This is a genomic window from Nonomuraea lactucae, from assembly GCF_003313395.1.
Lineage (GTDB): Bacteria > Actinomycetota > Actinomycetes > Streptosporangiales > Streptosporangiaceae > Nonomuraea > Nonomuraea lactucae.
Genome location: NZ_QNFZ01000271.1, coordinates 1 through 22988 on the forward strand (window position 1 = coordinate 1; position 22988 = coordinate 22988).

Below are 22988 nucleotides of genomic sequence, written 5' to 3' on the forward strand. Positions count from 1 at the left end.
CGCCGGGTCGCCGTGCGCCAGCGAGCCGCCGAACGTGCCGCGGTGCCGCACCGCGGGGTCGGCCACCGTGGCCGTGGCGAGCGCCACCAGCGGGCAGGCCCCGTTGACCACGTCGGAGCGCATGACCTCGTCGTGCGTGGTCATCGCGCCGATGTACACGTGGTCGCCGCGGTCGTGCACGCCGGACAGCTCAGGCAGCCGGCCGATGTCGACCAGCGTCGAGGGGTAGGCGAGCCGGAGCCGCAGCAGCGGCAGCAGCGACTGCCCGCCCGCCAGCACCTTGGCGTCCTCGTCCGCGGCGAGCGCCAGGCAGGCCTCATCCAGCGAGCTCGCGCGCACGTACTCGAACTGGGCGGGGATCATGACCGTGCTCCTTCCAGCGCGCGCCAGATCCGCTCCGGTGTGCACGGCATCTGGATGTCGTGCACACCGTACGGTCGCAGCGCGTCCACGATGGCGTTCACGACGGCCGGCGTGGCGGCGATCGTGCCCGCCTCGCCCACGCCCTTGACGCCCAGCGGGTTGCCGGTGGACGGCGTCTCGGTGCGGTCCGTGGTGAAGTCCGGCAGGTCGGCCGCCGACGGCAGCAGGTAGTCGGCCATCGTCGTGGTCAGCAGGTTGCCGTCCGCGTCGTACACGGCCTCCTCGAACAGCGCCTGCGAGACGCCCTGCGCGATGCCGCCGTGCACCTGGCCGCTGACGATCATCGGGTTGATCACCCTGCCGACGTCGTCGACCGCCACGTATGAGCGGATCCTCGACATGCCCGTCTCGGTGTCCACCTCCACCGCGCACAGGTGCGTGCCGTGCGGGAAGGAGTAGTTGTCCGGGTCGAACGTGGCGTCGGAGTCGAGCCGCGCCTCCACGCCCTCGGGCAGGTCGTGCGCCGTGAACGCGGCGAAGGCCAGCTCCTGGATCGTCCTGCCGGACCCGGTGCCGCGCACCTTGAACGCCCCCTCGGCGAACTCCAGGTCGTCGGGCGAGCACACCAGCAGGTGGGCGGCCAGCCCGCGGGCCTTGGCCTTGACCTTCTCGCACGCCCGCAGCACCGCGATGCCGCCGATGACCAGCGAGCGCGAGCCGTAGGTGTCCATGCCCTTGTGCGCGATGGCGGTGTCGCCGTGCAGCACCGTGACGTCGTCGAACGGCACGCCCAGCGTGTCGGCCACGATCTGGCTCCACGCCGTCACGTGTCCCTGGCCGTGCGGCGACGTGCCGGTGATGACCTCCACCTTGCCCGTCGGCAGCATCCGGACCGAGCCGTGCTCCCAGCCGCCGGCGGCGTAGTTCGCCATGCCGAGCATCCTCGACGGGGCCAGCCCGCACATCTCGGTGTAGGTGCTGACGCCGATGCCGAGCTGGACCGGGTCGCCCCTGTCACGCCGGTCGGCCTGCTCGGCCCGCAGCTTGTCGTAGCCGAACAGGGCCAGCGCCCGGTCCGTCGCCGCCTCGTAGTTGCCCGAGTCGTAGGTCAGGCCCGAGACGGTGGTGTACGGGAACTCCTCGTGCCTGATCCAGTTGCGCCGGCGCAGCTCCACCGGGTCGATCCCCAGCTCGGCGGCCAGCTCGTCCATGACGCGCTCGATCGCGAACGTCGCCTCGGGACGGCCCGCGCCACGGTAGGCGTCGGTCGGCATCTTGGTGGTGAAGACCCCCGTGCAGCCGAACTCGTACGCGTCCATCTTGTAGATGCCGTTGTACATCGACGCGCCCAGCATCGGGACGCCCGGCGTGACCAGCATCAGGTAGGCGCCCATGTCGCTCAGCAGCTCCACGCGCAGCCCGCGGACGCGCCCGTCGGCCTCCGCCGCCAGCGTCAGGTGCTGGATCTGGTCGCGGCCGTGGTGCACGGTCAGGTTGCCCTCCGAGCGCGACTCGGTCCACTTGACGGGCACGCCGAGCCTGCGCGTGAGCAGCAGGCACAGCACCTCCTCCGCGGTGACCTGCAGCTTCGAGCCGAACCCGCCGCCCACGTCGGGCGCGATCACCCGCAGTCTGTGCTCCGGGATGCCGGTCGTCACCGCCAGCATGACCCGCAGCACGTGCGGGATCTGCGTGGACGACCAGAGCGTGAACGAATCGCCGTCGGTGCTCGCGAGCACCGCGCGGGGCTCCATCGCGCTCGGGATCAGCCGCTGCTGGACGTAGGTCCTGTCGATGACCACGGGCGCGTCCCGCAGCGCCGCCTCGACATCACCCGAAGTGATCTTCACGGAGAACGCCTTGTTGCCGGCCTCGTGCACCTTCGGGCTGCCCGGGGCGAGCGCCTCCTCCATGTCCATGACGGCGGGCAGCGGCTCGTAGTCGACCTCGACGGCCTCCAGCGCGTCGGCCGCCCGGTAGCGGTCAGTGGCGATCACGCAGGCGACCGCCTCGCCGACGTAGCGCACCTCCGACACGGCCATCGGCGGATGGTCGGGAATCACGATGTCCTCGCTCACCGGCCACGCGCACGGCAGGCTGCCCTGCTCCCCGGCGAAGTCCCGGCCGCTGAAGGCGGCCACCACCCCCGGCAGGCCGCGCGCACCGGACACATCCACCCGCGTGATCCGGGCGTGCGCCATCGGGCTGCGCAGGAACATCACCTGCAGCATCCCCGGCTGGCGGAGGTTGTCGGTCCACCTCGTGTGCCCGGTCAGCAGCCTGGAGTCCTCCTTGCGCCGCCGTGCCCTGCCGATCTCCCCGCCGCCGTCGGGCTCGGAGATCTGCCCGCTCTCCGCTAACCGCGCGCCGACCAGGCCGGCGTCCAACTCGGTCATGGCGTCCTCACCGCCTGCCCCATGTCCTGCGCGCCCCGCCGTACCGCGCGAACGATGTTGCAGTAGCCGGTGCACCGGCAGAGGTTGCCCTCCAGGCCCTCCCTGATGGCCTCCTCCGACGGGTCCGGATCGGTCCTGACCAGGTCGATCGCGGCCATGACCATGCCCGGCGTGCAGTAGCCGCACTGCAGCGCGTGCTCCTCGTGGAAGGCCCGCTGCATCGGGTGCATGGAGCCGTTCGCGCCGATGCCCTCGATCGTGACGACGTCGCCGCCGTCAGCCTGTAGCGCGAGCACGGAGCAGCTCTTCACGCTCCTGCCGTCGAGCAGCACGGTGCAGGCGCCGCAGTTGGAGGTGTCGCAGCCGACGGGCGTGCCGGTCTTGCCCAGCCTCTCTCGTAGCAGGTGGACGAGAAGGAGCCGCGGCTCCACGTCCTCCTCGTGCCTGACTCCGTCGACGGTGATGGTGACACGGGGCATGGGTCCTCCCTCTGAGCAGGGGAGAATTAATGGGTAATTGCCAAAGTACGCCCGTGTCTTTACCGGTCAAGGGTCACTTACCTCGAACGACCCTGGATATCACCGCCACCAGGCCCGCGAACCCCAGCCCGACCACCAGCAGCCCCGACAGTACCAGCGGATCCGTGATCGATCGGGTCAACACGAGGATTCCGAGCACCACGAACAGCAGCCCGGTCAGCAGGGCCATCCAGTCGGTCCGGTGCAGCCGCCGCGGCCTGTCCACCTCACGCGGCACGCCGCACCTCCATGTCGCCGACGCCGCCCCTGAGGTTCAGCACGATCGTGGGAGCCTTGCCGGCCGGCCGTGTCTCCGGCTCCAGCACCTTGTCGAACCGCACGTCCACGCCGCCCCTGAGCGACTGGTCGATCTGGATGTCGCCGACCTTGTTGCTGGCGTGCACCTCCACCCTGGCCGTGGGCGGCACGATCACGGTCAGCTCGCCGATCCTGACCGAGGCGTCGACCGTCAGGTCGGCACCCGGGGGCAGCGGGATCTCCGACAGGTCCAGCCTCCCGTCGCCCACGCCCACGTCGTACGGCCTGCTCCCGGCCTCCATCGCGGTGAGCGGGGTCCAGTCGGCGGTGCCGACGTGCCTCGGCAGCCCGCCGACCATCAGCCCCAGTGACATCACCAGCGCCACGCCCGTGCCCGCCGCGACCAGCCCGGCCCCGCGGCCCCACCAGGCCGCCACGAGCAGGCCCGCGCCTATCGTGACGAGCACGGCGCCGCCCACGAGGACAGGGTTCACTCCCATGCCCGATCTGGCTTGGACCGCCACGACGATGCCTCCAATGACGATGGCCAGTGACATGGTGATGACGCCGATGAACGACCTGGGACGCTTGCGGCGGGGGACCGGGCGGCCGTACAGGGCGGGGTCGTACGGGGAGTGGCCGGCTCGCCTTTGCGGGTCCAGCGGCTGGTACGGGCCGCGCGGCGCGAACGGCTCGCCGTGGAGGGCGTGCCACTGGTCGTGCCTGGGCTCGGCCCCGTAGCGCTCCGTGACAGCGGGTGTCTCGGCCCGCGCCTCCCGCGTCTCGCCCGTCTCGGCGCGCGGCTCGTCCCGTACCGGTGCGGTGTCCGCCGTGTCGCCCGCGTCCTGCGCGTCACCCGGGAAGCTGCCCGCGTCCTGAGTGTCACTCGGGGGCCCGCCCGCGTCCTGCGCGTCACCTGGAGGCCCGCCCGCGTCGGTGGAGGGAGGGGCCTGCGGCGGTGGCGGCGCGGTGGGCGCCTCGTGGAAAGCCGCCGTCACCGGCTCGGGACGCGGCTCCGGACGTGATGCCGGGCGCGGCGCCGGTTCAGGCTCGGCCGGCCGGGACGGTACGTAGGCGGTCGCCACGGGGCGACCGGGGGCCGTAGGGCCGAGGCCGAAGCCGGGCGGCGGAGCCCCGTACGGCGACGAGACCGGAGGCGGCGGATACGCCTGCGGAGCCTGCCTGCGGTTGAGCCGCTCGGGCATCGAGCGCACCAGGCCCATCAGGTCGACACCGCTGGAGTGCGCCGCGAGCAGCGAGACGGCCAGCAGCAGCCCCACCACCAGCGTCCCGGTGTCCAGCCACACCGCGGTCAGGTTGATCGCCAGCCCGAACCCGAGCACCGCGGTCAGCAACGCCAGCACGGTCTCGCCGTCGAAGTCGCGGCGGGTCCACTGCTCGATGTAGCCGGGCCGCCCGTTCGGCTCCTTCATCAGCAGGAACGCGGCGATGTACAGGAACAGCCCGATCCCCGAGCCGAACAGCAGCACCGCGAAGCCGACGCGGAACACCACGGGGTCGATGCCCGTGTGCCGCCCCAGCCCGGCGCAGATGCCCAGGAGGAAGCGCCCCTCGCCGCTGCGCCGCAGCACGCGGGGCATCGCCGTCGGTTCCGTGGGCGGTGCTTCTGTCATGGAACCATCGTGGACCCGTACGGCCGCGCGCTGCATCCGGGGAACCCCTGACCCGACCCGGGGGTTGTTCCGGATGCCGTTTTCATCCCCTACGTGTGACGATGGCGATGTTATGGCTGACCAGAAGACTCTCGCCGAGCCCGGCGGCGGCGCGCCCTACCGCCGGATGACGCGCCCCATGGAGGGCCGCCTCGTGGGCGGCGTGGCACAGGGGCTCGCGGCGCAGCTCAGGCTCGATCCCGTGGTGATCAGGCTGATGTTCGTGCTGCTGAGCGTCGTCGACGGGGTCGGCGTGGTCGCGTACGCGGTGCTCTGGATGATCTCGCCACGCGAGCCGTACGAGGGGCAGCCGCCGGCCCGTGACTGGAGCCAGCTCGCGGCGTTCAGCGCGATCGGGATGGCGCTGCTCGCGTTCGGCTGGCTGACCGGCGCGTCCAAGGGCGGCATCGGCGTGCTGCCGTTCGCGGTGGGCGGCATCGGCGCGCTGATCCTGTGGCAGCAGGCCGATCCCGAACGCCGCAAGGGCTGGGTGAGCGGCGCCACCAAGAGCATCAGGAAGAACCGGGCGCGCACCCTGCTCGGCGTGGCGCTCGTGGTCGGCGGCGCGGCCGGCTTCCTGGCCATCGAGGGGCAGCTGGCCGAGGCCGGGCGTGGCCTGCTGTTCACCGCTGTAGTGGTCGGCGGGCTCGCCGTCATCGCCGCGCCCTGGCTCGCGGGCCTGTGGAAGGAGCTCCAGCTCGAGCGCCGCGAACGCATCAGGCAGGAGGAACGTGCCGAGGTCGCCGCGATGGTGCACGACTCGGTGCTCCACACGCTCACGCTCATCCAGCGCGTCTCGCACGATCCGCGCGAGGTGACCCGCCTGGCCCGGGCGCAGGAGCGCGACCTGCGCAACTGGCTCTACCAGCCCGCGCAGGACGCCGACGCCACCCTCGCGGCCGCCGTCCGCCGGATCGCCGCCGAGGAGGAGGACGCGCACGGCGTCGCCATCGAGGTGGTCTGCGTGGGAGACGTCCAGCTCGACTCCACCGGCAAGCTCGCCGCCATGCTCAAGGCGGCCAGGCAGGCCATGGTCAACGCCGCCAAGTACTCCGAGAGCCCGTCCGTCTCGGTCTACGCCGAAGTCGAGGGTGAAGAGGTCACGATTTTCGTGAAGGATCGTGGCAAGGGGTTCGACCTGGACGCGGTGCCCCCCGACCGGATGGGGATCAGGGAGTCCATCATCGGCAGAATGGAACGCCACGGCGGCACGGCCAGGGTGCGCACCGAGCCGGGCGAGGGCACGGAAGTGATGCTGACGATGAAGGTGGCGAAGGAATGAGCATGACCCGGGTGTTGATCGTCGACGATCACCGGCTGTTCCGGTCGGGCGTGCGGGCGGAGCTGGGCGACTCGATCCAGGTCGTGGGCGAGGCCGAGGACGTCGACTCGGCGGTCAGGTCCATCGCCGAGCTGGAGCCCGACGTGGTCCTGCTCGACGTGCACATGCCGGGCGGCGGCGGTCAGGAGGTGCTGCGCCGGGTCCTCGGCTCGGGCTCGCAGGTGCGCTTCCTCGCGCTCTCGGTCTCGGACGCGGCCGAGGACGTGATCGGCGTCATCCGGGGTGGCGCCCGCGGCTACGTCACCAAGAACATCAGCGGCAAGGAGTTGACCGACGCGATCCGCCGGGTCGCCGAGGGCGACGCGGTCTTCTCGCCGCGGCTGGCCGGGTTCGTGCTGGACGCGTTCGCCTCGTCGGAGGCGCCCTCGATCGACCCGGAGCTCGACTCGCTGACGCAGCGCGAGCGGGAGGTGCTCCGGCTGATCGCCCGCGGCTACGCGTACAAGGAGATCGCCAAGGAGCTGTTCATCTCGGTCAAGACGGTGGAGACGCACGTCTCGTCGGTGCTGCGCAAGCTCCAGCTCTCCAACCGCCACGAACTGTCCCGCTGGGCCACCGCCCGCCGCCTGGTCTGACGCCTGCGCACCGCCCCGCGCCGCCCTGTGTCGCGCCCGTGACCCGTGCTTCGTGCCCTGGGGCAACCCGGCCCCGGCCGGAGGCCGCCGAGAGAGCGCCGGAGGCCGTCGAGTGAGAGGGCCGGTGGCAGGCCGAGGGCTCGTGTCGGCGGCGCGTTCCCGCACGTGGCCGGGGGTGGCCGGTGGGTGCGGGGAGGGGTGATCGGGGGCTGGCATAACGGCCTCTTACGTGCGACATTTCGGTTATGGGCAGAGATGTGCCGGTCGTCGTTTTCAGCCGGGACGACCGCCGGAAATATCGCGAGAAAGTGCGAAGATGCCTCGACATCTTCGCCCAGCTGCTCGGCGAGTCCCGGTTCGAGGACAACCGCCCCCTCGCCGGCCTGGAGATCGAGCTCAACCTCGTGGACTCGGACGGCGAGGCCGCCATGTGCAACGCGGCCGTGCTCGACGCCATCCAGCAGCCCGACTGGGCCACCGAGCTGGGCCAGTTCAACATCGAGATCAACATCGAGCCGCAGGAGCTCGGCGGTGACGGCGCCCTCCGCCTGGAGAACGACGTACGGGCCAGGCTCAACCACGCGGAGGAGCGCGCGCGCTCCCAGGGCGGTCACCTCGTACTGATCGGCATCCTGCCCACACTGCGCGAGCAGGACATCGGCGAGGGCACGCTGTCGGCCAACCCTCGCTTCCGGCTGCTCAACGAGCAGATCTTCGCCGCCCGCGGTGAGGACCTCCACCTGAGCATCGAGGGCGTCGAACGGCTCGACACGCATGCCGACAGCGTCGCTCCCGAGGCGGCGTGCACCAGCGTCCAGCTGCACCTCCAGGTCAGCCCCGAGGCGTTCGCCGCCCACTGGAACGCCGCCCAGGCCATCGCCGGGCCACAGGTGGCGGTCGCGGCCAACTCGCCCTACCTGTTCGGCAGGGAACTACATCGCGAGACGCGGATCTCGCTGTTCGAGCAGGCCACGGACACCCGTCCCGCCGAGCTGAAGGCCCAGGGCGTACGCCCGCGCGTGTGGTTCGGCGAGCGCTGGATCACCAGCGTGTTCGACCTGTTCGAGGAGAACGTGCGCTACTACTCGGCGCTCCTGCCCCTCTGCGAGGAGGAGGACCCCGAGAGGGAGCTGGAACAGGGCCGCGTACCCCAGTTGCACGAGCTGACCCTGCACAACGGCACGATCTACCGCTGGAACCGGCCGGTGTACGCGGTGGTGGACGGCAGACCGCACCTGCGCGTGGAGAACCGGGTGCTGCCCGCCGGTCCCTCCGTGCTCGACATCGTGGCCAACGCCGCCTTCTACTACGGGCTGATGCGCGTCCTGCCGTACAGCGAGCGGCCGATCTGGAGCCAGATGTCGTTCTCCGCGGCGGCGGACAACCTGGCCATGGCCGCCAGGCACGGCCTCGACGCCCGCCTGTACTGGCCGGGGATCGGGGAGGTGCCCGCGGCCGAGCTCATCCTGCGCCGCCTGCTCCCCATGGCGCGCGATGGGCTCGCCCTGCGGGGCATGAACGGCGCGGTCGCCGACCGGCTGCTCGGGGTCATCGAGGGGCGCTGCCTGTCCGGCCGTACGGGTGCGACGTGGCAGGTGGAGAAGGTACGCGCGCTCGGCGGCGACCGGCACGAGGCGCTGCGCGCGATGACACTGGAGTACATCGAGCGAATGCACACGAATGAACCCGTGCACTCGTGGGAAGTCTGACCCGTGTGAAACGCGCCCTTGCCCTCGTGCTGGTGTTCGTGCTCACGGCGTGCGGGGTCACCGGCGCTCCTTCCCGGGACGCGCAGGGCGCCGACACCTTCGAGGACGACGTGCGGACCGCGCGCCAGCTGACCGAGTCGTTCTGGAAGCAGCAGTTCCAGGCGCTCGGCCGCCCTTATCGGCCCATCACCGCCTTCGTCCCCTACTCCGGACGGTCCGGGCCGCGCTGCGCCGGGGAGCCCCCCGTGCCCAACAACGCCTTCTACTGCCCGGCCGGGCACTTCATCGCCTACGACCGGGACTGGATGGAAGGGCTGTGGAACCAGATGGGCGACGGGTCGGTCTACCTGATCATCCCGCATGAGTTCGGCCATGCCGTACAGGCCCAGTTGCAGGCCGACTTCGCGCTCAACGTCCAGGCTGAGCTGCAGGCCGACTGCTACGCGGGCGGCACGCTGTCGGCCCTGATCAAGGCTGGTGCGCTGCGCGCGGAGCCGGGCGACGAGGAAGAACTGTTCCTCAACCTCGCGGCGGCCGGCGACCCCACGGACGACTGGCTCAACCCGGCCGCCCACGGCACGGCCGAACAACGCCAGCAGGCCTTCGCCACCGGCTACAACAGAGGCGTCGGGGCCTGCTGACCCGGTCCGACCGGGTCCGGATCCGGAGCCCGGCGACCCGGACGGACCGTGGACGTGCGAGCAGATCAACCCAGAGGATGATGCGACCGATCATGCGGCCGTCGTAGCGTGGGCGCATGCCCTTGGAGGAGACCGGCTGGCTGCGTGGGGGCGCCTGCAGATCCAGCGACCCTGAGCTCTTCTTCCCACTCGCGCCCTCGCCCGCACAGGAGGCCCGCGCCAAGGCGGTCTGCGCGACCTGCCAGGTGCTGGAGCAGTGCCGCTCCTACGCGTTACGAGCGGGCGAGTCCGAGGGCATCTGGGGCGGCCTCACCCCGGCCGAACGCCGCCGCGCCCGCTTCCCGGCAGGCTGGCGCAGCCCCGCCACCACCACGTAACCGCCGTTCCGTAGTGCCCCCGCGAGGAGACACGCCCGTGACGGGTGCCTTCCCGCGGGGGCGCACCCGCACGGCGCCGCGCTGGACGTAGCCTGCAGACGTGCTGCTTCCCTCGATCGCCGTGCTGGTCGCGGCCAACGTCCTCAACAACAAGGTCGCGCCCCGGCTCGCCCCTGTCACCTCCGCCGCCGCGACCCTCGCGCTGGTGGCGGTGGCGCGCAGGTCCGGCGCGTCATGGCGCGAGCTCGGCTTCGAGCACGCGCGCCGTGGCGCCGTCACCGGAGCCGTCCTCGCCTCAGGGGTGGTCGCCGTCTACACGGCAGGCGTCGCGTCGCCACGCACGCGCCCGCTCTTCCGCGACGACCGTGCCCTCTCGCTGTCGCGGGCGGGCGTCCTGGAGGCGGCGCTGGTGCAGGTGCCGTTCGGCACGGTCCTGCTGGAGGAGGTGGGATTCCGGGGCGCCCTGTACGGTGGCCTGCGCCGTACCCACGGCACCGCGACGGCGACGGCGGTGTCGTCGGCGCTGTTCGGGCTCTGGCACATCCTGCCCGCGATCGAGATGGCCCGCGCCAACCCGCGCCTCGGCGCACTCACAGCGGGGGAGGCCCCGGGACGGCTCGACACGGCCCGGGTGGTGGCGGGCAGCGTGGTGTCCACAGGGGTGGTCGGCGCGTTCTTCTGCGAACTGCGCCGCCGCACCGGATTGCTGGGGCCGTCCATGCTGCACCTGTCGACCAACTCGCTCGGCTACCTGTTCGCGCGCCTGGCCGCGAGGCGGGGACCAGGGATTCGCCGGACACAGAGGGCGGGCCGGGCGTAGACGGACAGGCGGGCGCGAGAGAGGCCCCGAAGTGGGGTCCTGAGTGGTGTCAGGCCGTGGACATGACCTGGAAGGCCTCTGCGTAGTGGCCCTCCGGGAGGCCGCCTCGTCCGGCCCATGTCTCGGCGCGTTGCCGGACCATGTCCGCGAGGCCGTCCATGTGCGAGACCTGGCTGGCGTGCGACAGGAGGGCCGCCACCTTGCGGTCGAAGACGGAGGTGACGTCCACCCAGTGGTTGGGCGTCTGTCCGCCCGTCAGCCAGACCTCGCGCACCGTCCACGCCTCCAGGCCCTCGTCCCTGAGCAGTTCGGGAAAGGCGTAGGGGTTGCGTGCGTCCGGGTAGACCGCGTCGAGGGTGGAGCCGCCGACGGCGCGGTGGTCGGGGTGGCTGGGCGAGATGAACTGGTAGTTGCGCTCGGGGTGATGGGTGATCACCAGGTCGGGGCGCACCTGGCGGATGACCCGGGCGATGTCGCGCCGCAGCTCCAGCGAGGGCACCACGGTGCCGTCCGCGTGGCCCAGGAAGCGCAGGTCCGTGACGCCCACGACCTTGGCCGCCGCCGTCTGCTCGTCCCTGCGCAGCTCGGCCATGCCCGAGTTGTCGAGTGTGCGCTCGTTGCCGCCCGCGTCGCCGTCCGTGACGACGAGGTAAGTGACCTGGACGCCCCTCTCGCGGAAGAGCGCCACCGAGCCCGCGGCGCCGAAGTCGACGTCGTCCGGGTGCGCCGTGACGACCAGCACCCTGTTGATCTCGCTCTCGGCCGACATCGCCTTCCCTTCTGATCGCACCCCCGGAGACAACCGCCTCCCCGCTGTCGGCATTCCGGGCGCCGTTTGTCGGTGGAGCGTCTTAACCTAGATTGCGTGCCGACCACCCATGTCTCTGTTGACCACCCCTTGCTCGACGGACTCAACCCGCAGCAGCGCGAGGCCGTGATCCATCACGGGAGCCCGCTGCTGATCGTGGCAGGGGCGGGCTCAGGCAAGACGCGGGTGCTCACTCACCGCATCGCCTACCTGCTCGCCGAGCGCAAGGTGCATCCGGGCGAGATCCTCGCGATCACCTTCACCAACAAGGCCGCCCGCGAGATGAAGGAGCGCATCGACAAGCTGGTCGGCCCGCGTTCCAAGGCCATGTGGGTGATGACGTTCCACAGCGCCTGCATGCGCATCCTGCGCCGCGAGGCCAAGCGGCTGGGCTTCCCCTCCAGCTTCTCCATCTACGACCAGGCCGACTCGCAGCGGCTCATGGCGATGGTCTGCCGGGAGATGGACCTCGACCCCAAGCGCTACCCACCGCGGTCGTTCTCGGCCCAGGTGAGCAACTTCAAGAACGAGCTGGTCGACTACGAGACCGCCCTCGACAAGGCGGGCTCGCACCTGGAGAAGGTGCTGGCCGAGGCCTACAAGAGCTACCAGCTCAAGCTCACCGAGTCCGGCGCGATGGACTTCGACGACATCATCATGAACACGGTGACGCTCTTCCAGCTCTTCCCCGAGGTGGCCGAGCACTACCGGATGCGGTTCAGGCACGTCCTGGTCGACGAATACCAGGACACCAACCACGCGCAATACATCCTGATCAGGGAGCTGGTGGGCCGTCCCGAGCTGCGCACGGCCGACGGCGAGCTGGTCAGGTCGGGTGCCGACCAGTCGGAGCTGTGCGTGGTCGGCGACGCCGACCAGTCGATCTACGCCTTCCGGGGCGCGACGATCCGCAACATCCTCGAGTTCGAGCGCGACTACCCCGACGCCCGCACGATCCTGCTGGAGCAGAACTACCGCTCCACGCAGAACATCCTGGCCGCCGCCAACGCCGTCATCGCGCGCAACGAGTCGCGCAAGCCGAAGAACCTCTGGTCCGACCAGGGCGACGGCCCCAAGATCGTCGGCTACGTGGCCGACAACGAGCACGACGAGGCCGTGTTCGTCGCTCAGGAGGTCGACCGGCTCAGCGACGAGGAAGACGTCAAGCCGGGCGACGTGGCCGTCTTCTACCGCACCAACGCGGCCTCACGGGTGTTCGAGGAGATCTTCATCCGCACCGGCCTGCCCTACAAGGTGGTCGGCGGCGTGCGCTTCTACGAGCGCAAGGAGGTCAAGGACCTGCTGGCCTACCTCCGGGTGCTGGCCAACCCCGCCGACGTGGTGTCGCTGCGGCGCATCCTCAACGTGCCCAAACGCGGCATCGGCGACCGGGCCGAGGCGATGATCGAGGCGCTCTCGTCGCGCGAGCGCATCTCGTTCTGGGACGCGCTGCGCCGGGCCGACGAGGCGTACGGCCTGGCGACGCGCTCGCTCAACGCCGTGCGCGAGTTCGTGGCCATGATCGAGGAGCTGATCGGCAAGGGCGAGGGCATGCCGCCGTCCGCGCTGGCCGAGGAGGTGCTGGTGGCCACCGGCTACCGCGCCGAGCTGGAGGCGTCGGAGGACCCGCAGGACGAGTCGCGCCTGGAAAACCTCAACGAGCTCATCTCGGTGGCCTCGGAGTTCGAGGAGGCCAACCCCGAGGGCACGCTGGTGGAGTTCCTGGAGCAGGTGTCGCTGGTGGCCGACGCCGACCAGATCCCCGACGGCGACGGCGGTCAGGGCGTGGTCACGCTGATGACCCTGCACACCGCCAAGGGCCTGGAGTTCCCGGTCGTGTTCCTGACGGCCATGGAGGACGGCGTCTTCCCCCACATCCGTTCCCTCGGCGAGCCCAAGGAGCTCGAAGAGGAGCGCCGCCTGGCCTACGTCGGCATCACCAGGGCCCAGAAGCGCCTCTACGTCACGCGGGCCGCGGTGCGCAGCTCGTGGGGCTCGCCGTCGTTCAACCCGGCCTCGCGGTTCGTGAACGAGGTGCCGGGGCAGCTGATCGACTGGCGCACCCCTCCGGAGAAGTCGGCATGGACCGCGGCCACCCGCCGCGACCCCGCGCCCACGGCCGCGCCCAAGAAGAGCTCGCGCACGGTCCCGGCCCTCAACCCGGGCGACCGGGTGACGCACGACGCCTTCGGGCTGGGCACGGTGGTGTCGGTGGACGGGGTCGCGGAGAAGACCAAGGTCAAGATCGACTTCGGGACCGGGGGCGAGAAGACGCTGCTGCTGGCGTACGCCCCTCTGGAGAAGCTCTGACACAAGGTGCGTCCTCCTGGGCCGAGCCGCCCGGCCACGAGCGGCAGTGGTGGCCGCCCGCCCGAGCTCGCCGCCGCGGTCCCCCTGAGCGGCGGGGGCCCCTGAGCGGCGGGACCCCCTGAGCGGGGCCCCTGAGCGGTGGGGTCCCGCGGGGCGTCCCCGCAGGCGTCGTACTCGAGTACGCGGAGTGCCGCCTGACACCCCGCATGCGGGTTCTCGCGGACGTGGATGGGGCCGCGTGACACTCCTCATGCGCGCACCCGCCTACGCGGATGGGTCATGTGACACTCCTCGTGTGCGCTCCCGCGTGTGCGGATGGGTCATGTGACACCCCTCATGCACGTACCCGCCTACGCGGATGGGGCCGTGTCTGGGAGGGGCGGGGTGCGTGCGATGGTGGGCGCGACCAGTGCGGGCGAGGGCTCGGACGGGTCACGTGGCCGGACCCGGGCGATGGGCCGGATAACACTGTGTCCTGCCTGCGCGCGGGGCGGGCGTGGTGGGAGCTGGGCCGCGCGTACGGGTGGCCCAGCCGGGTCGTCGGCGGGTCAGCCGGTGGCGGTGCGGAGGGCGGTGCGGAGGGCGGTGCCAGGACGTCGCCGCGCTGGGTGATCGGGTAGAACCACCTGGCCCCCGCCCGGGTGGCGCGGACGCAGCCGTAACGAGGCACTCGTGGCGTAGATCGGCGGCCATTAACGATCAGGTAACGGGTTGCTGTCCGTGACGCCATACCGTGCCCGTGTGCGGCGGGCTTGTGGCAGGTAAGGAGGCGGTGTCCTGTTCGCGGTCATCGGTCCGGTGGCCGAGGATGATCGCACCAGGAAGGGTGAGCGGGACGCGCACGGTGAGGAGCAGGGGGCGGCATGAGCGTGTTGATTTCCGGCGGGGCCGGGTTCATCGGGAGCACGGTGGCGTCCGCGTGCCTGGACGCGGGGATCGAGCCGGTGATCCTCGACAACCTGGTGACCGGGCGGCGGGAGTTCGCCGAGGGGAGGGCGTTCTACGAGGGCGACATCAGCGACGGCGCGCTGATCGACAAGGTGTTCGCCGAGCGCCGCGACATCGAAGCGGTGATCCACTGTGCCGCGCTGATCGTGGTGCCCGACTCGGTGGCCGACCCGGTGCGCTACTACCGGGCGAACGTGGCCAAGAGCCTGGAGTTCGTGGACCACCTGCTGCGCAACGGGTGCGGCCGGATGGTGTTCAGCTCGTCAGCGTCGATCTACCGGGCGGGGGCTGATCACACCGTCGACGAGCGGTCGCCGCTCGACCCGCAGAGCCCGTACGCGCGCACGAAGGCGATGTGCGAGGCGATGTTCGCTGACATCGCGGCCACGCAGCCGCTCAAGGTGCTGTCGCTGCGCTACTTCAACCCGATCGGCGCCGATCCGGACATGCGCACCGGGCTCCAGCTGCGCCGCCCCAGCCACGCCCTGGGCAAGCTGATCGAGGCGTACGAGGAGGGTGCGCCGTTCCAGATCACCGGGACCGACTACGCGACCCGCGACGGGTCGGGCATCCGCGACTATGTGCACGTCTGGGATCTGGCCGAGGCTCATGTGGAGGCGTTGCGCCGGTTCGACGGGCTGTTCCCGGAGGGAGCCGTCATCAACCTGGGCACCGGTACGGGCACCACGGTGCGGGAGCTGGCGGACGCGTTCAACCGTGTGGTGGACCGGCCGGTCGAGGTGGTGGAGGCGGAGCGGCGGCCCGGCGACGTGGCGGGCGCCTACCCGCGCAGCGACCTGGCCGAGCGGCTGCTGGGCTGGCGGGCGCGGTACTCGCTGGAGGAGGGCATCAGGCACTCGCTGGCGTGGGCGGAACTGCGCGACTCGCGGCTGCGGGACGCCACCCGATAGCGGGCTTTTCGGGCGGGCGCCTGGGGGCTCTCAAGGGCGGTCATCCCTCCTGAAGCGGCAGCGCCTCTCCCGCGCGGAGGCGGGAGAGGCGCTGCGGGAGCGCGTCAGTGCGCGATGGACCCCAGCGGGATCTCCTTCAGGTCGGTGGGCAGTTCCTTGCCGTCCTTGAGGTCGGTGGCCACCTCGTCGGCCGGCGGGGCCGTGATGGAGACCTTGGCGCCCCACTCGCTGAAGCGGGTGTCGATGCTGGCGGTCGCGCCCTTGGGCGAGCCGGCACCCAGAGCCGCCAACGGGAAGTTCGAGACCAGCCGCGCCGGCAGGCCCTTGGCGTCGAGGGTGAGCTTCCAGCTGATGACGCTCTTCAGCGCCTTGCCGCTGGGCTTGGTGAACCCCGTGGCCGCACGGAACTGCGGGGAGGCCTTGCGCAGGTCGCCGACCGTGATCTTGCCCGCGTAGCCGCCCTGCGCGGGCTTGGCGCCCTTGAGGAGGGTCTTCAGCGTGGCGGGCTCGGCGATGATGTTCAGCGGCTGGCCGAGCGTGCTCGTCAGGCCGCCGGGGATGGTCGCCGGAGCCTTGAGCCAGGTCTTCCCCTCGGGCAGGACGGTGGTCCACAGGCCGCCGGAGAGGTACGTCGACCTGCCGACGGTGATGGAGCGCTCCGGGGTGGTCAGCGCCTTGGCGAGCTCGGAGTCGGCGTCATCGCCCAGATCGCTGGCCCTGATGTTGAACTTGCCCGTGATGTCCGAGGCCACGACACCCGAGGCGCCGAACTGGAGCGTTCCGGTGCGCCGCACGATGATGCCGCGCTGCCTTCCCTGGGCGAACGTGACGCGGTCGATGAACTTGACGCCCTGGCCGGCGACGAACTGCTTCTTGACGGCGGCGACCGGGTTCTTCGGCGCGGCCTGCGCGGGACCGGCCGTGATGAGCGTCGCGGCCGACGCTAACGCCAGGCCGGTGACGATTCGCTTCATATGGTTCTCCTTGGTTTCTCATTTGAGCGCGAGGAGATCATGGCAAGGCAAGATCACGGAAATATCTCAGACTATGGACGTCTGGGCGGGGAAATGTGGATTTCTTGTGCAGAGGAGTTCGCCGTTTACTGTGGGATTATCAGGCGTGACTATGGGCTACGACTGTGGGGCGTACCTGCGGCTATCGGCGGCGTGGAATTGTGGCCCACGGGAGCATCTGAAGGTCTCTTTAAAGCGGCGTGTTGGCCCGGTGTCGGTGAATGGCGGAATTTCAGCGGCGAGCCGGGTGCGTGGCGGAGCGGCGGCACGGTCGCCGGTCCGCCTGCCGGAGACCTCGTGCCGCCGTACCCCCGTCCCAGGTCGAGCCCGCACGAGTGAGATCACCGTCACATCAGGGCATATCTGCGACCCGGTGACCTGCGCGGGTCGAGCTTGGGGCTAGGCTTCACTGGCGGAAACGCCCGGCACGCACGGGGTGGCCCGGGCCGTCGAACATCAGTCGGACAAGCAAGGACGGACCCTCGTGGACCTGTTCGAACATCAGGCGAAGGAGCTCTTCGCGGACTACGGCATCCCGGTGCCGCGCGGCATCGTCGCCCACACCGTGGAGGAGGTGCGGACGGCGGCCGAGCAGCTCACCGGCCGCGTCGTCGTCAAGGCCCAGGTCAAGACCGGCGGGCGTGGAAAGGCCGGCGGTGTGAAGGTGGCGGACGACGCCGCCGACGCGACCGAGAAGGCCACCGCCATCCTGGGCATGGACATCAAGGGCCACACGGTCCACAAGGTGCTCGTGGAAGAGGCGAGTGCGATCGCGGAGGAGTACTACTTCTCCTTCCTCCTCGACCGGGCAAACCGTACATTCCTCGCGATCTGCTCGGCCGCGGGCGGCATGGACATCGAAGAGGTCGCGCACAGCACCCCCGACAAGGTCGCCAAGGTGCCGGTCTCGGCGCTGACCGGCGTCGACCGCGCCAAGGCGCGCGAGATCGCCGTCGCGGGCGGGCTGCCCGAGCAGTCGCTCGACGGCGCGGCCGAGCTCATCGAGAAGCTCTGGTGCTGCTTCGTCGACGAGGACGCGACGCTGGTCGAGGTCAACCCGATGATCCTGTCGGCCGACGGCCAGGTGAAGGCCCTCGACGGCAAGGTCACGCTCGACGACAACGCGGTCTTCCGCCAGTCGGAGCACGAGGCGTACGCCGACAAGGCCGCCGAGGACCCGCTGGAGGCCAAGGCCAAGGAGAAGGACCTCAACTACGTCAAGCTCGACGGCGACGTGGGCATCATCGGCAACGGCGCGGGTCTGGTCATGTCCACGCTCGACGTGGTGGCCTACGCGGGCGAGGCGTTCCCCGGCAAGCCGTCCCCGGCGAACTTCCTCGACATCGGCGGCGGCGCCTCGGCCGAGGTCATGGCCGCCGGTCTGGAGATCATCCTCTCCGACCCGTCGGTGCGGTCCATCTTCGTGAACGTCTTCGGCGGCATCACCTCCTGCGACGCCGTCGCCAACGGCATCGTGGCGGCCTTCAAGCTCCTGGAGAGCCGTGGCGAGGCCGTGACGCACCCGCTGGTGGTGCGTCTCGACGGCAACAACGCCCAGCTCGGGCGGCAGATCCTGGCCGACGCCGCGCTCCCGCGGGTCGAGCTGGTAGACACGATGGACGACGCGGCCAAGCGGGTCGCCGAGCTCGCTGCGGTAGGTGCATGACACATGGCTATCTGGCTGACCGAGAAGAGCAAGATCATCGTTCAGGGCATGACCGGTGGTGAGGGCACCAAGCACACCCGCCGCATGCTCGCCTCCGGCGCGCGCGTGGTCGGCGGGGTGAACGCCCGCAAGGCCGGCATCACGCACGAGGGCCTGCCGGTGTTCGGCACGGTCAAGGAGGCCATGGAGAAGACCGGCGCCGACGTGTCGGTCGTCTTCGTGCCCCCGGCGTTCACCAAGGACGCCGTCAAGGAGGCCGTCGACGCGGAGATCCCGCTCTGCGTGGTGATCACCGAGGGCGTGCCGGTCCACGACTCGACCGAGTTCTGGGCGTACGCGGTGGCCAAGGGCAACAAGACCCGCATCATCGGCCCCAACTGCCCCGGCATCGCCTCGCCCGGCGCCTCCAACGCCGGCATCATCCCCGCCGACATCACCACCGCGGGCCGCATCGGCCTGGTCTCCAAGTCGGGCACGCTGACCTACCAGCTCATGTACGAGCTGCGCGACTTCGGCTTCTCGACGGCGGTGGGCATCGGCGGCGACCCCGTCATCGGCACCACGCACATCGACGCGCTCCAGGCGTTCCAGGAGGACCCCGGCACCGACGCGATCGTGATGATCGGTGAGATCGGCGGCGACGCCGAGGAGCGGGCCGCCGCCTACATCGATCAGCACGTCACCAAGCCGGTCGTCGCCTACGTCGCGGGCTTCACCGCGCCCGAGGGCAAGACGATGGGCCACGCGGGCGCCATCGTGTCCGGCTCGGCCGGCACGGCCCAGGCCAAGAAGGAGGCCCTGGAGAAGGTCGGCGTCCGCGTCGGCAAGACCCCCTCCGAGACGGCCCGCCTGATGCGCGAGATCATGCAGGCGCGCTAGACCCCTTTCCGCGAAGGCCCCGCACCCTCCGGCCCCGAATCGGCTCGGTGCGGGGCCTTCGCGCTGCCGGGTGGCAGCCGCTGCCGCGAGGGCTGCGCCGCCGCGTTCCTCGTAAATCACCTGTGACAACTACGCTTCACCCCTTGCGCCGACAGACTCGTCCGTGTTCGGATTAATTTGGTCAGATCGTCCGTGTCCGGACTAACTTGACGTGACCATGGGAGGGATCCGATGGACCAGAACCTGTTGAACGAGATCTGCCTGCGCCAGCTCACGCTCAGCGGCGTGCGCGAGGGCGAGACCGTGGCGGTGCTCTCCGAGGGCGCCGAGCGCCTCGACTACGCCGACGCGTTCCTCTACGCCGCCCGGCGTCTCGGGGCCGCCGCCTATCACCTGCGGCTCCCCAGCCCGACGGCCGCCTCGGGCGCCTGGGCGGTGGGCCAGTCGGAGCTGGCCGCGAACCCCCAGGCGGTGGACGCGCTCAAGCAGGCCGACATGCTCGTCGACCTGAAGTTCCTGCTGTTCAGCAAGGAGCAGTTCGCCATCCAGGAGGCGGGCACCCGGATCCTCACCGCCGTCGAGCCCGCCCCGCTGCTCGCCCGCCTCATGCCCACCCCCGAGCTGCGGGAACGGGTCGAGGCCGGCGCCGAGCTGCTCAGCAAGGCGGGCAGCATGCGCATCACCAGCCCCGGCGGGACCGACGTCACCTACCGCCTCGGCGTCTATCCGACGATGAGCGAGTACGGCTACACCGACCAGCCAGGACGCTGGGACCACTGGCCCGCCGCGTTCGTCTTCACCGGCGGCGCCGACGACGGCGTGGACGGCACGATCGTCCTGTCCCCTGGCGACGTGCTGCTCCCGTTCAACACCTACGTCCAGACCCCCGTCACGCTCACCATCGAGCAGGGGTTCATCACCGGCATCCGGGGCGGCCTGGACGCCGAGCTGCTGTCGTCCTACATCCGGTCGTTCGACGATCCTCGCGGCTACGGGATGTCCCACGTCGGATGGGGGCTCGACGAGCGGGCCCAGTGGCACGGGCTGACCCAGTTCCCCGGCGGGATGGGCATGGAGCTGCGCTCGTTCTACGGCAACGTCATGTTCTCCATCGGCCCCAACAACGAGCTGGGCGGGCCGAACGACACCCCCTGCCACTTCGACATCCCGATGCGCGGCTGCAGCCTCTTCCTCGACGACGAGCCCGTGGTCGTGGACGGCGACGTCGTCGTGCCGGAGATGCGCCCGGCCGGCCGCCGCTGACCCCCTTCCGGAGGATGACATGACCGACCACCACATCGGCCTCATCGTGCCGAGCTCCAACCTGACCATGGAGACCGAGCTGCCGCGCATGCTGCGCGCCCGGGAGGAGGCGCAGCCGGGCGACCGGTTCGTCTTCCACAGCAGCCGGGCGCGGATGCGCCACGTGACCCCCGAGGAGTTGCGGGCCATGAACGCGCAGGCCGACCGGGCCGCGCGAGAGCTGGCCGACGCCGAGCCCGACGTGGTCGCCACCGCCTGCCTGGTGGCGATCATGGCTCAGGGCCCCGGCTACCACTGCACCGCCGAGAGCGCCATCGGCGAGGCCCTGCGCTCCGAGGGCTGCCAGGCGCCCGTCATCTCCAGCGCGGGCGCGCTCCTGGCAGGGCTCAGCGCGCTCAAGGCCGAACGGGTCGCGATCATCACGCCCTACATGAAGCCGCTGACCGGGAAGGTCGTGGACTACCTGGAGGACTCGGGCGTGGAGGTGGTGGACGCGCTGAGCCTGGAGGTGGCCGACAACCTGGCGGTCGGCCGCCTCGACCCTCAGGACCTGCGCCGGCACTGGCGCAGGCTCGACCTGAGCCGCGCCGACGCGCTGGTGGTGTCGGCCTGCGTCCAGATGCCGTCCCTGCCCGTGGTGGGGGCGGTCGAGGACGAGGCCGGCCTGCCCGTCCTGTCGGCCGCCACGGCGACCGCCCACAGCCTCCTGTCCCGGCTGGGCCTCCCGACCACCGTCCCCGGTGCCGGAAGCCTGCTCAGCGGCGCGTACTGACATGGGGAAGGGGGCCGGTCCGACGGACCGGCCCCCTTGTCGTCCGCGTCAGGCCACCAGCCCGCGCAGGAGGTCGCGGACGGCCTCCAGGGCGCCGCGCGGGTTGTCCCAGAAGACCATGTGCCCCGCGCCGGGCACCTCGACCAGCCGCGCCGCGGGGTTCGCCCGGACGGCCTCGTCCGCGCCGAGGGCCGTCACCACCGGGCTGTCCGCGCCGTACACCAAGGCGGTGGGCGCGGGCACAGACGGCCAGAAGGCGAAGAAGTCCTCGCTCTCGAAGCCACGGTGGGTCTCGGCGACGGCCTCCTCGCCGCAGCTCGCGAGCCACCGCGCGCGCAGCTCCTGCTCGCGCCGCGGCCACCGGGGCCAGGACCGGGCCACCTCGTCGGCGTCGGTGCCGCGCCGCGCCTGCTGGAGCTGGAGCTGGAACGCGGTGAGCGTGGTGGGGTACGGCGCGCGCCCGGGGCCGCTCATCGGCGGGTCCACGAGCACGCTCCCGCGCAGCGGGACCTTGCCCCTGGCCGCGGTCAGGCCCGCGATCCGCGCCCCCATCGAGTGGCCCAGCAGCACGGCGCCGTCGAGCCCGAGCGCCGTGACCACCGCCTCCGTGTCGGCGGCGTAGTCCTCCAGCGTGTACGAGGGACCGTCGTCGGACAGGCCGCGCCCCCGCACGTCCAGCGTGATCGGGCGGACCAGGTCGGTCAGCTCACGCGCGATGAAGTCCATGGCGATGGCCGGGCTGGTGATGCCCGGCAGAACGAGCAGTGGCACGCCGTCGCCCCCGTAGTCGAGGGCGTGCAACCGGATCGGCCCGGTGGTGACCCAGCGGCTCCGCGCGGGCACGTGGGCGAGATCGGCGAGGGCCGGTTGGGTCAGAACGCGGTCAGGCATCGAGGTCAGCTCCCTTGGCCGGCGAGGTGAGGTAGCCGACCGCGTCCGCGAGGCCGACGACGTCGCCGTACTTGGCGTTGATGTCGAACAGGCCGGCCTCGTGGGGGCCGGCCGCGCGGTCGCCGACGCACTCGCACGGCACCAGCACCGAGAACCCGCACTGGACGGCGTCCACCACGGTGGCCCGCACGCAGCCGCTGGTGGTGGCGCCGCAGATCAGGACGGTGTCGCAGCCCAGGCCGGTGAGCGTCGAGGCGAGGCTGGTGCCGAAGAACGCGGAGGCGCCCTTCTTCACCACCAGGACGTCCTCCGGGCGGCGGGGGAGCCGCTCGTCGATCGCCACGGCCGGGCTGCCCTCGCGCATCGCGCGCATGCCGGGCGCCTTGCGCAGCCAGGTCACCATCTCGCCGTCGGCCTCGGCCGGCGTGTAGGCGATCGTGGTGAAGACGACCGGCACCCCGGCCGCACGGCCGTGTTCGATGAGCGCGGAGGTGGCCGCGACCACCTCGGACAGGTCGGTTCCCGAGGGGTAGGCGGGGTCGGTGAAGCCGTTGGTGAGGTCCACGACGACGATCGCGGGGTGTTCGCCCCGGCGCACCGGGGCGCCGAAGCCGGCGTGGGCGTAGGTGTCGTCGGTGTCCCGGCCGTACATCCCGTCAGCCACGGCGCAACTCCTTGATGAGCTTGGACTGGGCGCGCACCTTGCCGAGCAGCCACCCCTGGAACAGGCCGACCGCGAACGCGGCGGCGATCGGCGCGTACTTGGCCACGCCGGGCGGCACCAGCATCGACAGCCCGTCCAGCGCCTCGGCGGGCCGCGGCCCCGTGACGGCGGCGGCCCGGGCGGCATCGGGG

22 protein-coding genes are annotated in these 22988 nt (G+C 71.1%); 12 read left to right on the top strand and 10 right to left on the bottom strand.

The window, feature by feature from the left end; genetic code table 11:
• From DQW85_RS17930 to DQW85_RS17950, 5 genes are all read right to left on the bottom strand, one after another.
• The coding region (locus DQW85_RS17930; protein WP_205315209.1) for an FAD binding domain-containing protein at nt 1-363 on the bottom strand (363 nt) is incomplete at its 3' end.
• Nucleotides 360-2759 (bottom strand): xanthine dehydrogenase family protein molybdopterin-binding subunit, encoded by a 2400-nt coding sequence (locus DQW85_RS17935; RefSeq protein WP_113701446.1) that lies wholly within the window; start codon nt 2757-2759, stop codon nt 360-362. The genes DQW85_RS17930 and DQW85_RS17935, both read right to left, overlap by 4 nt.
• A complete protein-coding gene (locus DQW85_RS17940; protein ID WP_113701447.1) occupies nt 2756-3238 on the bottom strand; it encodes a (2Fe-2S)-binding protein in 483 nt (160 codons plus the stop codon). Before DQW85_RS17940 ends, DQW85_RS17935 begins: the two co-directional genes overlap by 4 nt.
• Before the next feature lie 73 nt (nt 3239-3311).
• Nucleotides 3312-3515, bottom strand: a complete 204-nt coding sequence (locus tag DQW85_RS17945; protein WP_113701448.1) for a hypothetical protein — start codon at nt 3513-3515, stop codon at nt 3312-3314.
• Nucleotides 3505-5169 carry a PspC domain-containing protein gene (locus DQW85_RS17950; RefSeq protein ID WP_162795081.1) on the bottom strand — a complete coding sequence of 555 codons (1665 nt, stop codon included), beginning with the start codon at nt 5167-5169 and terminating at the stop codon, nt 3505-3507. Before DQW85_RS17950 ends, DQW85_RS17945 begins: the two co-directional genes overlap by 11 nt.
• A 112-nt stretch (nt 5170-5281) precedes the next feature.
• On the opposite strand from DQW85_RS17950, the gene DQW85_RS17955 reads away from it, so the two are divergent.
• From DQW85_RS17955 to DQW85_RS47655, 6 genes are all read left to right on the top strand, one after another.
• Entirely contained in the window at nt 5282-6490 is a 1209-nt protein-coding gene (locus tag DQW85_RS17955) for an ATP-binding protein (protein ID WP_113701450.1), read from the top strand.
• Nucleotides 6487-7125, top strand: a complete 639-nt coding sequence (locus DQW85_RS17960) for a response regulator (RefSeq protein ID WP_113701451.1) — start codon at nt 6487-6489, stop codon at nt 7123-7125. Before DQW85_RS17955 ends, DQW85_RS17960 begins: the two co-directional genes overlap by 4 nt.
• Nucleotides 7126-7433: 308 nt before the next feature.
• Nucleotides 7434-8834, top strand: a complete 1401-nt coding sequence (locus tag DQW85_RS17965; RefSeq protein WP_240197250.1) for a glutamate-cysteine ligase family protein — start codon at nt 7434-7436, stop codon at nt 8832-8834.
• A 5-nt stretch (nt 8835-8839) separates the two neighbouring features.
• Nucleotides 8840-9475, top strand: coding sequence for a neutral zinc metallopeptidase (locus DQW85_RS17970; protein ID WP_240197251.1), 636 nt, complete (start codon nt 8840-8842; stop codon nt 9473-9475).
• Nucleotides 9476-9591: 116 nt separating this feature from the next.
• Nucleotides 9592-9852: a WhiB family transcriptional regulator gene (locus DQW85_RS17975; RefSeq protein WP_113701453.1), complete on the top strand. Its 261-nt coding sequence runs from the start codon at nt 9592-9594 to the stop codon at nt 9850-9852.
• Between the two features lie 100 nt (nt 9853-9952).
• Complete coding sequence (locus DQW85_RS47655; RefSeq protein ID WP_113701454.1) at nt 9953-10672, top strand: CPBP family intramembrane glutamic endopeptidase; 720 nt, start codon at nt 9953-9955, stop codon at nt 10670-10672.
• Nucleotides 10673-10721: 49 nt separating this feature from the next.
• On the opposite strand, the gene DQW85_RS17985 is transcribed toward DQW85_RS47655, so the two are convergent.
• Complete coding sequence (locus DQW85_RS17985) at nt 10722-11441, bottom strand: PIG-L deacetylase family protein (RefSeq protein WP_113701455.1); 720 nt, start codon at nt 11439-11441, stop codon at nt 10722-10724.
• Between the two features lie 96 nt (nt 11442-11537).
• Here DQW85_RS17985 and pcrA point away from each other — a divergent pair, with 96 nt between their 5' ends.
• Together pcrA and galE are read left to right on the top strand one after the other, a co-directional pair.
• Complete coding sequence (gene pcrA / locus DQW85_RS17990) at nt 11538-13790, top strand: DNA helicase PcrA (RefSeq protein ID WP_420819165.1); 2253 nt, start codon at nt 11538-11540, stop codon at nt 13788-13790.
• A gap of 863 nt (nt 13791-14653) precedes the next feature.
• On the top strand, nt 14654-15649 hold the full coding sequence (gene galE, locus DQW85_RS17995) for a UDP-glucose 4-epimerase GalE (RefSeq protein ID WP_113701458.1): 996 nt from the start codon (nt 14654-14656) through the stop codon (nt 15647-15649).
• 104 nt (nt 15650-15753) lie between these two features.
• Here galE and DQW85_RS18000 read toward each other — a convergent pair whose 3' ends face one another.
• On the bottom strand, nt 15754-16623 hold the full coding sequence (locus DQW85_RS18000; RefSeq protein WP_113701459.1) for a hypothetical protein: 870 nt from the start codon (nt 16621-16623) through the stop codon (nt 15754-15756).
• Between the two features lie 523 nt (nt 16624-17146).
• Between DQW85_RS18000 and sucC the strand changes: the two genes are divergently transcribed.
• The 4 genes from sucC (at nt 17147) to DQW85_RS18020 (ending at nt 21242) form a co-directional block, all read left to right on the top strand.
• Nucleotides 17147-18328 carry an ADP-forming succinate--CoA ligase subunit beta gene (gene sucC, locus DQW85_RS18005; protein WP_113701460.1) on the top strand — a complete coding sequence of 394 codons (1182 nt, stop codon included), beginning with the start codon at nt 17147-17149 and terminating at the stop codon, nt 18326-18328.
• Between the two features lie 3 nt (nt 18329-18331).
• Nucleotides 18332-19207 carry a succinate--CoA ligase subunit alpha gene (sucD, locus tag DQW85_RS18010; RefSeq protein WP_113701461.1) on the top strand — a complete coding sequence of 292 codons (876 nt, stop codon included), beginning with the start codon at nt 18332-18334 and terminating at the stop codon, nt 19205-19207.
• 231 nt (nt 19208-19438) lie between these two features.
• Nucleotides 19439-20470, top strand: a complete 1032-nt coding sequence (locus DQW85_RS18015) for a 2,5-dihydroxypyridine 5,6-dioxygenase NicX family protein (RefSeq protein ID WP_113701462.1) — start codon at nt 19439-19441, stop codon at nt 20468-20470.
• Between the two features lie 19 nt (nt 20471-20489).
• A complete protein-coding gene (locus DQW85_RS18020; protein WP_113701463.1) occupies nt 20490-21242 on the top strand; it encodes a maleate cis-trans isomerase family protein in 753 nt (250 codons plus the stop codon).
• Between the two features lie 48 nt (nt 21243-21290).
• On the opposite strand, the gene DQW85_RS18025 is transcribed toward DQW85_RS18020, so the two are convergent.
• From DQW85_RS18025 to DQW85_RS18035, 3 genes are all read right to left on the bottom strand, one after another.
• Complete coding sequence (locus DQW85_RS18025) at nt 21291-22133, bottom strand: alpha/beta fold hydrolase (RefSeq protein ID WP_113701464.1); 843 nt, start codon at nt 22131-22133, stop codon at nt 21291-21293.
• Nucleotides 22126-22797 carry an isochorismatase family protein gene (locus DQW85_RS18030; RefSeq protein ID WP_240197252.1) on the bottom strand — a complete coding sequence of 224 codons (672 nt, stop codon included), beginning with the start codon at nt 22795-22797 and terminating at the stop codon, nt 22126-22128. Before DQW85_RS18030 ends, DQW85_RS18025 begins: the two co-directional genes overlap by 8 nt.
• A partial coding sequence (locus DQW85_RS18035; protein ID WP_476703604.1) for a hypothetical protein occupies nt 22790-22988 on the bottom strand: 199 nt, incomplete at its 5' end. The genes DQW85_RS18035 and DQW85_RS18030, both read right to left, overlap by 8 nt.